Annotated in this window: 8 protein-coding genes; 4 read left to right on the plus strand and 4 right to left on the minus strand. The window is 66.1% G+C overall.

Annotated elements, in window-relative coordinates; translation table 11 throughout:
• Position 1: 1 nt before the first annotated feature.
• The 3 genes from QZT59_RS03230 to QZT59_RS03240 all read right to left on the minus strand — a co-directional run bounded on the left by QZT59_RS03230 (position 2) and on the right by QZT59_RS03240 (position 3,505).
• Positions 2–1,153, minus strand: a complete 1,152-nt coding sequence (locus QZT59_RS03230; protein WP_290811260.1) for a branched-chain amino acid ABC transporter permease — start codon at positions 1,151–1,153, stop codon at positions 2–4.
• Positions 1,150–2,082, minus strand: coding sequence for a branched-chain amino acid ABC transporter permease (locus tag QZT59_RS03235; protein ID WP_290811262.1), 933 nt, complete (start codon positions 2,080–2,082; stop codon positions 1,150–1,152). The genes QZT59_RS03230 and QZT59_RS03235 overlap by 4 nt, the downstream gene beginning before the upstream one ends.
• A gap of 85 nt (positions 2,083–2,167) precedes the next feature.
• The gene (locus QZT59_RS03240; RefSeq protein ID WP_290811265.1) at positions 2,168–3,505 is read right to left on the minus strand and encodes an ABC transporter substrate-binding protein; all 1,338 of its coding nucleotides are present in this window, start codon (positions 3,503–3,505) and stop codon (positions 2,168–2,170) included.
• Between the two features lie 431 nt (positions 3,506–3,936).
• On the opposite strand from QZT59_RS03240, the gene QZT59_RS03245 reads away from it, so the two are divergent.
• Genes QZT59_RS03245 through QZT59_RS03255 form a run of 3 tightly spaced genes read left to right on the plus strand, consistent with a single transcriptional unit; the run spans position 3,937 to position 9,085 of the window.
• Positions 3,937–4,248: a hypothetical protein gene (locus QZT59_RS03245; protein WP_290811266.1), complete on the plus strand. Its 312-nt coding sequence runs from the start codon at positions 3,937–3,939 to the stop codon at positions 4,246–4,248.
• A gap of 60 nt (positions 4,249–4,308) precedes the next feature.
• On the plus strand, positions 4,309–7,884 hold the full coding sequence (gene smc, locus QZT59_RS03250) for a chromosome segregation protein SMC (protein ID WP_290811269.1): 3,576 nt from the start codon (positions 4,309–4,311) through the stop codon (positions 7,882–7,884).
• Positions 7,877–9,085: a segregation/condensation protein A gene (locus tag QZT59_RS03255; protein ID WP_290811272.1), complete on the plus strand. Its 1,209-nt coding sequence runs from the start codon at positions 7,877–7,879 to the stop codon at positions 9,083–9,085. Before smc ends, QZT59_RS03255 begins: the two co-directional genes overlap by 8 nt.
• A gap of 13 nt (positions 9,086–9,098) precedes the next feature.
• Here QZT59_RS03255 and QZT59_RS03260 read toward each other — a convergent pair whose 3' ends face one another.
• On the minus strand, positions 9,099–9,794 hold the full coding sequence (locus QZT59_RS03260) for a phosphoribosyltransferase (protein ID WP_290811275.1): 696 nt from the start codon (positions 9,792–9,794) through the stop codon (positions 9,099–9,101).
• Positions 9,795–9,923: 129 nt separating this feature from the next.
• Here QZT59_RS03260 and QZT59_RS03265 point away from each other — a divergent pair, with 129 nt between their 5' ends.
• Positions 9,924–10,613, plus strand: a complete 690-nt coding sequence (locus tag QZT59_RS03265; RefSeq protein WP_290811277.1) for a VOC family protein — start codon at positions 9,924–9,926, stop codon at positions 10,611–10,613.
• Positions 10,614–10,652 lie beyond the last annotated feature (39 nt).

Here is a 10,652-nt window from a genome sequence, read left to right on the forward strand (position 1 = left end):
TTCATTTCACCCCGAACACGATGATCCGGGCCGTGGTTAGCCCGCGGTTCAGCCCGTTTCGGACGGACGCGCTGATGCGCCTGACGTCGTCCCGAACGAGCGAGGGATCGTTCCGTCTGCGAGAGAGACCCGCGCCGAAGTCGGGAAGCGACCCGACCACGCCTTTCGGCATGAAGAAGACGATCGCGAGCAGGATGAGCCCGGTCAGCGCGTGGTAGTACTCCGTCTCGAATCGGGCGTACTCGAGCAAATAGACGAGGATCACCCCGCCAACGAGCGGACCCACGAGCGTGGTAAATCCTCCGAGGATCGCCATGAACAGGATCTCGCCGGAGACGAACACGTAGAGGACCGGTTCGGGCTGGACGTGGAGCCGAAGCAGCGCGTACACGCCGCCGGCGAAGGCGCCGTACAGCCCGGAGATCGAGAACGAGATCCAGACGTACTTTTCGACGGGGATCCCGATGAACCGCGCCCGCGTGCGATCTTGCCCGATCGCGTCGAGCGCGCGGCCGAACGGCGAGTGGACGAGCTTCCACATCCCCAGCAGCATGATCAGCATGAGCACGATGGTCGAGTAGTAGAGGACGAGCTCGTACCCCATCGTCGTCCACTCGAGGCCGAACAGGGTCGGCCTGTCCCCGCCGATCCGGATGGCGAGTCCGTCGTTGTAGTTGAAGTAGCCGCTGCGAAACACGGTGGCGAACATCACCTGGTTGAACGCCAGGGTGAGCAGCGCGAAGTAGATGTCCACGTAGCCCGCGACGAAGTATCCGATGATCACCGCCACGAGCGTCCCGACGATCACGGCGCCCGCGAGCAACAGCAGTCCCTCCGACACCTCGTAGTGCGCGGCGAGGACCGCGACCGCGTACGCGCCGGCGCCGAAGAACGCCGCGTGACCGAACGAGACCAGGTGGGTGTGACGCAGCAGCAGGTTCAACCCGACCGCGGCGAGGCCGAACAGGAGGCCCCTGAACAACCGGCTCCAGGACAGGCCGACGAGTCCGGCGAGGAACGGCAGGCACAGCAACGTCAGGATGCCGAGCATCGCGAGGGCCGTCTGAACGGGCGTCAGCGTGAGTCCGCGCGTCAGCGGGACCCGGACCGCCGTTCGACCGTCGCGCTCCTCGATCGGCGAGCTGGGGGTCATTCGATCTCACCCCACGTGCCGAACAGCCCTTCGGGTTTCAGCAGCAGGATGATCAGCATCACCGCGAACGGCGCGGCGAGCTCGATCGGCGGGTACTGCCAGGTCGCCCACCGACTGATGACGCCGACGAGCAGCGCACCGACGAAGGCGCCCTTGAGGCTCCCGAGCCCGCCGATGACGATGACGACGAACGACAGCACCAGCGGATCGAGCCCCATCTCGAGGAACGCGGTGCCGGGACCGATGCTGACCATCGCGCCGCCGAAGCCGGCGAAGAACGCGCCCATCGCGAAGACGAGGGTGAACGTCCGGTCGGTACTCACGCCGATGGCCGTCGCCATGTCCCGATTGATCGCGGTCGCGCGGACGATCCGCCCGGTCTTCGACCGGTCGAAGAACCAGAGGAGCCAGAGGAACACCGCCAGCCCGACGAGCATCACGAGGACGTTGTAACTCGGGTAGCCGAACCCGAGCAATTCGGTCGTCGGAATCCGGTTGAGACTGCTGTAGACGCCCGGGTCGACCGGCGTCGCCCCCCAGCCGAATTTCATCACGTCCACGAAGATCAACAGTAACGCGTAGGTCAACAACAGCTGATACACCTCGTGGCGGTCGTATATCGGTCTGACGAACACGGCTTCGACGGCGGCGCCCAGCGGGAGCAAGATCGCCGCGGCTGCGAGCGCCCCGACCAGGACGACCACGCCGAAGATCAGCGCCGTCACCGGGTCCGTCGGACTAGCGACGAAGCCGGTGAGGTAGCCGAGGATGCTGAAGGTGACGAACGCGCCGAGCGCGTAGAGCTCCCCGTGGGCCAGGTTCAGGATGCCGAGCACGCCGAAGATGATCGTCAGCCCAGCCGCGATCATGAACAGGATGAATCCGTAGTAGAGCCCGTTGAGCGTGTGCGTGAGGAAGTCTGCCAGCATCGATCTCACTCACCTCTCGGTGAACCGTCGGATTTCGTCGACTCGAACGTGTAGGTCATTGGAGTCAAAGAATCTGCACCCCGGGCTACCACTCGCCGATCCAGTCCCGGGAGGTCTGCCCTGGCGGCGGCGACACGTTCTTCGGGTCGTAGACGTTGACCTCCTCGATGATCGCGGCGTCGAGGTCGTCGGACCACTCCAGCGAGCCGAAGTGGGCGTTCGAGTAGCCCTGATGGTCCGACCCGATGGTGTGGTAGCCGGCCGGCGTGTAGAAGCCGTGGTTGACGAGCATCTCCGCGAGCGTCTCCTGCTCGGGCCAGCCGCCGAGGACTCTGACGGCCTTCTCCGCGGCCGTCGCCCACGCCGCGACGGCGCCGTATCCGCTCATGAAGTGTGCGGTAGGGACGACGCCGTACTCGTCCTGGACTTCCTCGAAGAGATCTGCTCCCGGACTCCACCGGTCGGTGCTGGGCTGGTCCCAGTAGAAGTTACGCGAGCCCGTGCGGATCGGTCCGTCGGTGAGGTCCTCGCTGAGGTCGTTCGCGGAGCCGTAGAGGACGGGGCCGACGACGAGTTCGACGTTGTCGAACATGTCGGCACCGTGGGCCTGTTCGAGAAGGAGCGTCGCGTCTCCGCCCCAGCAACTCGTGAACAGGACGTCCGGCTCCTCGCTGTTGACCTCGGCGATGTGCGTCGACATGTCGTCGGTCCCGAGGTCGGGGAACCCTTCGTAGACCTCCTCCGCACCCGTCAGCTGTTCGATGGCGGCCGCGAAGAGCTCTTGTTCGTCGAAACCGAACGCGTAGCCCGGATTGATCCCCGCGTACGAGTCGATCTCGTCCTCGCCGAGAACCTCGACCGCTTCGACGGCAGCGGCCAGCGCCTCCATCACGTCGTGGTTCTGGAACCGGAAGGAGTACGTGTTGTCCTCGGGCGTGAAGTCCTCCTCGTAGAGCGTCGTCACCGTCCCGTCGGTGGCCACGTTGATGACGCCCTGGTCGTTGATCTCCGGGACCATCGCCTCGTGATTGCCGCTCGAGATCGGCCCGAAGGTGACGTCCTTCCCGTCGTCGACGAACTGCTGGTAATTCTCCAGTGCCTCCTCGCCCTCCTCGATGACTTCGAGTTCGATGTCGCGACCGGCGACGCCGCCGTTGTCGTTGATGCGCCGAACCGCCGTCTCGGCGCCGTACTCGGCTTGCACGCCGAGCACCGCCGGAGCTCCCTCCAGAAACGTCTGCAGCCCGGCCTCGATCGGCTCGTCGGGGACGTCCGCATCCTCGATCGGATCGTCGTCGTCCTCGAGGAGGTCCGAACAGCCGGCGAGCGCGACGGCGATCGCCGAGCCCCCGAGCAGTTTTAGCGCGTCTCTACGGTCGATCCCGCCGTCATTGGGGTCGTCCGTGGCTGGTACTTCCGTCATGACTCGTGTGCACCCTCCGCTGGCTGAAACGCCATGATACATGATAGTGAATATCACTCCAAGTAGTGGGGCGTGCACATGTTAACGGTCGAGTCGACGCAGGCCCGTAACGCCGGATTACCTCCCGAAAACACGCGCCATGACCGAAAACACGCGCCGTGACAGTCTTTCGCGGGCGTGAGTTCATCTATTACGGACCATGGACTGCCGTCGGTTCAGCTCGAACGTTCGCTCGAACGGGTACACGCCATCCGGGGAACATTCGAGAGACTTCGGTTATCTGGAGCGCGCATCGCGGGCCCTCTCGGTTCGGCGCCATCGTCCTTCGACCGGCGGCGATGACGGCGATGACGTCGTCCGCTCGCAAATATGACTGGGAAGTTATGTTTGTCTGACGCACGTTTAAGTGCCAGTAACTGTCCATAGGGCATATGCCGAAAAATCGCGTCGAGAAGCTCGAGTCCACCGTAGCGGAGCTCGAGTCGACGGTCGAGGGCCTCACCGAGGAACTCGTCGAATCGAAAGAACGGATCAGAGTGCTGGAGAACGCGCTCGACACGCAGCCGCCGAGTCGCGTGCCGGATCGTCGACCCGTCGAGACGCCCCAGGCGGCGCCGGACGACGTCGAGGCGGCGACGGCCGAGGCGGCCACCGAGGTCGAAGACGATGTCGAGGGCGCCGACGAGGGTGAAGCGGACGACGAGCCACAAGAGTCACGTACCGACGAAATCATCGTCGCGTAACGAGTCGACGACGAATCCGCCGGAGAACGGCTCCGTCGATGACGCGGAGGTCCTCCAGGAATGCACATCAAGGCGCTGGTCCTCGACAACTTCAAGAGCTTCGGGCGAAAGACCCGGATCCCGTTCTACGAGGACTTCACCGTCGTCACCGGCCCGAACGGCTCCGGGAAGTCGAACATCATCGACGCCGTGCTCTTCGCGCTCGGGCTCGCGAGGACCAGGGGCATCCGCGCGGAGAAGTTGACGGATCTGATCTACAATCCCGGCTACGACGACGGCGACCACCCCGGCGGCGCGCGGGAGGCCGAGGTCGAGGTCGTCCTCGACAACGCCGATCGCACCCTCGACCGCTCGCAGGTCGCCTCGGCCGCCGGCACGGAGGACGTCGGCGACGTCGACGAGATCCGCATCCGTCGGCGGGTCAAACAGACCGAGGACAACTACTACTCGTACTACTACCTCAACGGCCGCTCGGTCAACCTCACCGACATCAAGGACCTGCTGGCCCAGGCGGGCGTCGCCCCCGAGGGGTACAACGTCGTGATGCAGGGCGACGTCACCGAGATCATCAACATGACCCCGCACAACCGGCGGGAGATCATCGACGAGATCGCCGGCGTCGCCGAGTTCGACGCCAAGAAGGCCGACGCATTCGAGGAACTCGAGGTCGTCCAGGAGCGCATCGACGAGGCGGAACTGCGCATCGAGGAAAAGCGCGACCGACTGGACCAGCTCGAAGACGAGCGTCAGACCGCGCTCCGATACCGTCGACTCCGCCGCGAGAAGGCGGAGTACGAGGGCTACCTCAAGGCGAGCGAACTCGAGGAAAAACGCGAGGAACTCGCGGAGGTCACGGAGCGGATCACCACCCTGGAAGCCGATCTCGAGGAACTCCATCGCGAGCTCGACGAGAAGCACGGCGCCGTAGTCCGCTTGCAGGAGGACCTCGAGGATCTCAACGCGGAGATCGAGCGGAAGGGCGAGGACGAGCAGCTGCGGATCAAAAGCGAGATCGAGGAGGTCAAAGGCGAGATCTCCCGGCTCGAGGATCGCATCGAGACCTGCGAGGAACGAATCGAGGAGGCCGAGGCCGACCGTCGGGAGGCGTTCGTCCAGATCGACCGGAAGCAAGAGCGCGTCGAGGAACTCGATGGCGAGATGCGCGAGTGCAAGCTCGAGAAGGCCTCGGTGAAATCGGAGATACAGGAGCGCGAAGCGACCGTCGCCGAGCTCGAAGCGGAACTCGAGAACGTCGACACCGAGTACGACGAAGTGAAAGCCGACCTCGCCGATCGCAAGGACGCCCTCGAGGAAGCGAAGACCGCGAAGAACGACCTCCAGCGCGAGCAGGACCGCCTGCTCGACCAGGCGCGCCGGCGCTCGAACGCCATCGCGGAGGCCGAGTCCGAGATCGAGGAGACCCGGGCGCTGGTGCCCGAGCTGGACGACGAACGGGCCGAACTCGAGCGCGAACTCGAGAAGGCCGAGAAGAACCGCGAGAACATCGAAGGGGTCGTCCAGGACCTCAAGCGCGAGCGGTTCCAGCACCAGAGCGACCTCGACGACCTCGAGGACGAGCTCCAGGCCAAACAGCAGGAGTACGCGGAACTGGAGGCCAAGGCGGGCGAGAGCGGCGACTCCTCGTTCGGCCGGGCGGTGACCACGATCCTCAACGCCGGCTTCGACGGCGTTCACGGGGCGGTCGCCCAGCTGGGCAGCGTCCCCGGCGAGTACGCCGTCGCCTGCGAGACTGCCGCCGGGGGCCGGCTTGCCAACGTCGTCGTCGACGACGACGGCGTCGGTCAGCAGTGTATCGACCACCTGAAGTCCCGCAACGCGGGACGCGCGACCTTCCTCCCGATGACGGAGATGTACACCCGGAACCTGCCGTCGGCCCCGTCGGATCCGGGCGTCGTCGACTTCGCGTACAACCTGGTCGACTTCGACGCCGAGTACGCGGGGATCTTTTCGTACGTACTCGGCGACACGCTGGTCGTCGAGGACCTGGACACCGCACGCGCATACATGGGCGACTACCGCATGGTCACGCTCGACGGCGACCTCGTCGAGAAGAGCGGGGCGATGACCGGCGGCTCCCGCAAGGGCTCGCGATACTCGTTCTCCACCGACGGTCGGGGCAAGTTAGAGCGCGTCGCCACCCAGATCACCGAGCTCCAGGAACAGCGCGACGAACTCCGCGAGGAGCTTCGCGGCGTCGAATCCCGGCTGGACGACGCTCGCGATCGCCAGACCGACGCGGCCGACGAGGTCCGCTCGATCGAGAACGAGATCGAGAAGATCGACGACCAGCGAGAACGCCTCGACGGCGAGATCGCGGATCTAGAGGACGAACTCGAGGAGCTCCGCGAGGAGCGCGAGTCGGTCGACGAGGAGATGACCGAGATCTCCGGCCGGATCGAAGCGAAACAGGGTGAAATCGAGGAGATCGAGGCCGAGATCGCGGAGCTGGAGGCCGAGCTCGCCGATTCGAAGATTCCCGAGCTCACGAGCCGGATCGAGGAGATCGAAGCGGAGATCGACGAGCGCGAGGACCGGATCGACGGCCTCGACGGACGGCTCAACGAGTTCGAACTCGAGAAGTCCTACGCGGAGGAAGCCATCGAGGATCTCCACGACGACATCGAGACCGCCCAGAACCGCAAGGCCGAATACGAAGAGCGCATCGACGCCTGCGAGGAAGAGATCGACGCCCAGGAAGAACGCCTCGAGGCGAAACGCGAGGCGGTCGCCGAACTCGAATCCGAACTCGCCGAGCTCAAAGGCGAGCGCGAGGACCTCAAAGAGGAACTCGGGGACGCCCGAGACGCGCGCGACGAAGCCCAGAACGCGGTCGACGACGTCGAGTCGAAACTCCGGAGCGCCGAGGAGCGGGGAGAGGCTCTCGAGTGGGAGATCGACGCCCTGGAGGACGAAGTCGGCGAGTACGACCCCGAGGACGTCCCCGACCACGACACGGTCGTCGAGACGATCGATCTGCTCCAGGCCGACATGGACGCGCTCGAACCGGTGAACATGCTGGCCATCGACGAGTACGACGAGGTCCGCACCGACCTGGAGGAACTCGAGGACAACAAGGCCACGCTTGAGGAGGAAGCCGCCGGCATCCGCGAACGGATCGATCGCTACGAACGACAGAAGAAAGAGACGTTCATGGACGCCTACGAGTCCATCAACGCACACTTCACGGACATCTTCGAGCAGCTCTCGGAGGGCACCGGCTCGCTGCACCTCGAGGACGAGGACGATCCCTTCGAGGGCGGGCTGACGATGAAGGCTCAGCCGGGCGACAAGCCGATCCAGCGCCTCGACGCGATGTCCGGGGGGGAGAAGTCCCTGACCGCGCTGGCGTTCATCTTCGCGATCCAGCGTCACAACCCCGCGCCGTTCTACGCGCTGGACGAGGTCGACGCCTTCCTCGACGCGGTCAACGCCGAACGCGTCGGACGGATGGTCGACGAACTGGCCGGCCAGGCCCAGTTCGTCGTCGTCTCCCACCGCCAGGCCATGCTCGACCGCTCCGAGCGCGCGATCGGGGTGACGATGCAACAGGACAACGTGAGCGCGGTGACGGGGATCGACCTCAGCGGTGGTGAGGAGGTGCCGGCTGGTGACTAGCGAGGATTCCGAGGAGCCGAAGGCGACGACGGAATCCTCGGGAATCGCGAGCGGGGAGGAGCGTAGCGACGACCCGCGAGACGCGGCTGAACCGGAGGCGACGACTGCATCCTCGGAACCACCGGACGGCGATTCCGATGCGCCCTCAGAACCCGAATCCGGGGACGACATCCCACTGAACATCGTCGGTCACGAGGAGCGCGACCCGCCCGGCGGACCCGACGCAGCCGCGTTCGACTTCGACGACGGAGGGGGCGAGGAGTCGTCGACTGTCGGCGAGGAAACGAGTGCGGGTACGGGAGCGACCGGCGAGTCCGAGTCGACCGACGACGCGGCGGATCTCGTCGGGGCCGACGCGGCGGACCTCGTCGACGCCGACGCGGCCGGCGATTCCGCGGACGACGAGGACGTCCAGCCGGTCGAACTCCTCGTCCAGCTCGCGAAGAACGGCGAGATCGACCCGTGGGACATCGACATCGTCCACGTGACGGACAAATTCCTCGCGGCGCTCGACGAGGCGGACCTCCGCACGTCGGGTCGGGCGTTGTTCTACGCGAGCGTGTTGCTTCGGATGAAGAGCGACGTGCTGTTCAGTTCGGACGAACCCGACGAGGAGGAGCTACCGCCCTGGGAGGCGCCGTTCTCGGGGGAGGGGGCGCCGGCGGACGGAGACGGTGCGCCGGGGTTCGATCCGGTCGAGCGCCTCGAAGCGGAGATGGAGCGACGCCTCGATCGCAAGCACGCCCGGGGCAAGCCGGAGACGCTCGACGAACTGGTCCGCGAGCTCAGGGAGGCCGAGCGAGGCTCGTGGTGGAAGCGCTCGCGGAGCTACGACACCTCGGGTTCGCCGCGCGGGTTCAACCGCGGGGTCCAGGAGCTCAGCTACCACTCGGGGGACGCCTACCGGGGCGTCGACGAACCGACGGCCGACGACGTCACCCACACCCAACACGCCGAGGACATCGAGGACGTCATCGCGGAGGTCGAAGACGCGCTCGAACCCCACTACGAGGCCGGTCGCGAGGAGGTGCTGTTCGCCGAGATCGAAGGCGCCGGCGGCTCGCGGGTGATGACCTACCTCGCGCTGCTCTTTCTGGCTCACCGCGGGCGCGTCCGGCTCGAACAGGACGAGCTGTTCGGCGACCTCTGGATCCAGCAGGTGACGGTCGAGGCCGAGCCCAGCGAGGCGCTGGCGGACTGAACGGGGTCGGTCGTCACTCGACGAGTCGCCACTCGTCCGGTCCCGCGGAATCGATCGCACCGCGCCGTTCCATCTCCGTGAGGACCTCTGGCAGGCGGTTCGGCTGGGCGATCTCCATCTCGATGCGCTGGACGTCGTGGTAGGCCGCGAGGAGGTGGCGGATCTCGTCGGCCGTGAACGTCGTCCCGTCCGCCTTCGCCATCACGCCCGAGATCAGGTCGACCATGTCCTCGATGAAGTTCCAGGGATAGACGATCCAGGTCCACTCCTCCAGGCGTTCGCCGACGTAATCGGGCTCGAACTCGCTGGTCCCGAGCAACTGGAGCGTGGCGGTGCGGACCTCGTCGGCGTCCCGGTCGGTGACGTACTCGAACGCGTGGCTGATCGAGCCGCCGGTGTCGGCGATGTCGTCGATGATCAGCACGTCCTTGCCCGCGACGCTGCCCTCCGGCATCGGGTAGCGGACCGTCGGCTCGCCCGACTTCTGTGCCGTGCCGACGTAGTGTTCCATCTTCAGGCTCGTCAGGTCGTCGAGTCCGAGGAAGTCACAGCAACACCGGCCCGCGAACCAGCCGCCCCTGGCGAGGGCGACGATCACGTCGGGCTCGAAGGCGTCCGCCCGGACCCGGTCGCTGACGTCGTGACAGAGCCCGTAGATGTACTCCCAGTTGGTGATGGTGCAGTCGAACTCGTCCGGTAGATCGGCCATCGTGCTCTCAGGGGGTCCCACGCAACACCGCCGGTTAAGTGGTGCGTTCCGCGGACGGTTCCGCGGGAACGATGCTCCGGCCGCCCGAACGGCGACGACTCTATATCGCTCCCCGGAATACCACGCGGCATGCTCACCGGTCTCGCCTGGCTCGCGCTCGAGGTGAAGTACCTCGACCCGGCGCGGTCGTTCTACGAGGAGCGGCTCGATCTGTCGGTCCGCGCGGACGCCGTCGACGAGGTCCGCTACGCGGCCGGCGACAGCGAACTGGTTCTCAGGCGACCGTCCGGCGTCCCGCGCGGCGGCTTGCACACCCACTACGCCTGTTCGATTCCCGTCGGCGAGTACGACGACTGGTGGGACCGACTCGCCGCGACACACGAGCTGGCCGAATCGCGCTTCGGCGACGTCCGATCGCTGTACCTGTACGATCCGGACGGCAACTGCGTCGAACTCGGCCAGCGGGACGTGGCGGGTCCGGGCGTCGACGGCATCTTCGAGATCGCCCTCGAGGTCGAGTCGCTGGAGCGTGCCGAGTCGTTCTACGAGGTGTTGGGGTTCGAGACGGTCGACCGCGGCGAGGAGCGCCGGCGGGTGCGCATGCAGGGGCCGGTGGCGATCGAGCTGTGGGAACCACAGCTGGGCATCGCCGACGCCCGCGGCGGCGTCCACGTCGACGTCGGCTTTCGCGCACCGGAACCGGCCGACGCGGCCGCCGCCGTCGCGGATCGCGCCTGCGAGGTCGAATACGGGTCCGACGAAGCGGTGATCCGCGACCCGGACGGCCACTACCTGACGGTCCGATCCGAGGACAGTTGAGGGGTCGGCGACGCGTCCGGAACCGGTCGTCGACCTGGA

The organism is Halovivax sp. (genome assembly GCA_007119345.1).
GTDB lineage: Archaea > Halobacteriota > Halobacteria > Halobacteriales > Natrialbaceae > Halovivax.

Coding starts and splice junctions, on each gene's coding strand:
- QZT59_RS03235 (WP_290811262.1), bottom strand. CDS start 2,082: ATGCTGGCAGACTTCCTCACGCACACGCTCAACGGGCTCTACTACGGA.
- QZT59_RS03240 (WP_290811265.1), bottom strand. CDS start 3,505: ATGACGGAAGTACCAGCCACGGACGACCCCAATGACGGCGGGATCGAC.
- QZT59_RS03245 (WP_290811266.1), top strand. CDS start 3,937: ATGCCGAAAAATCGCGTCGAGAAGCTCGAGTCCACCGTAGCGGAGCTC.
- QZT59_RS03265 (WP_290811277.1), top strand. CDS start 9,924: ATGCTCACCGGTCTCGCCTGGCTCGCGCTCGAGGTGAAGTACCTCGAC.
- QZT59_RS03230 (WP_290811260.1), bottom strand. CDS start 1,153: ATGACCCCCAGCTCGCCGATCGAGGAGCGCGACGGTCGAACGGCGGTC.
- QZT59_RS03260 (WP_290811275.1), bottom strand. CDS start 9,794: ATGGCCGATCTACCGGACGAGTTCGACTGCACCATCACCAACTGGGAG.
- smc (WP_290811269.1), top strand. CDS start 4,309: ATGCACATCAAGGCGCTGGTCCTCGACAACTTCAAGAGCTTCGGGCGA.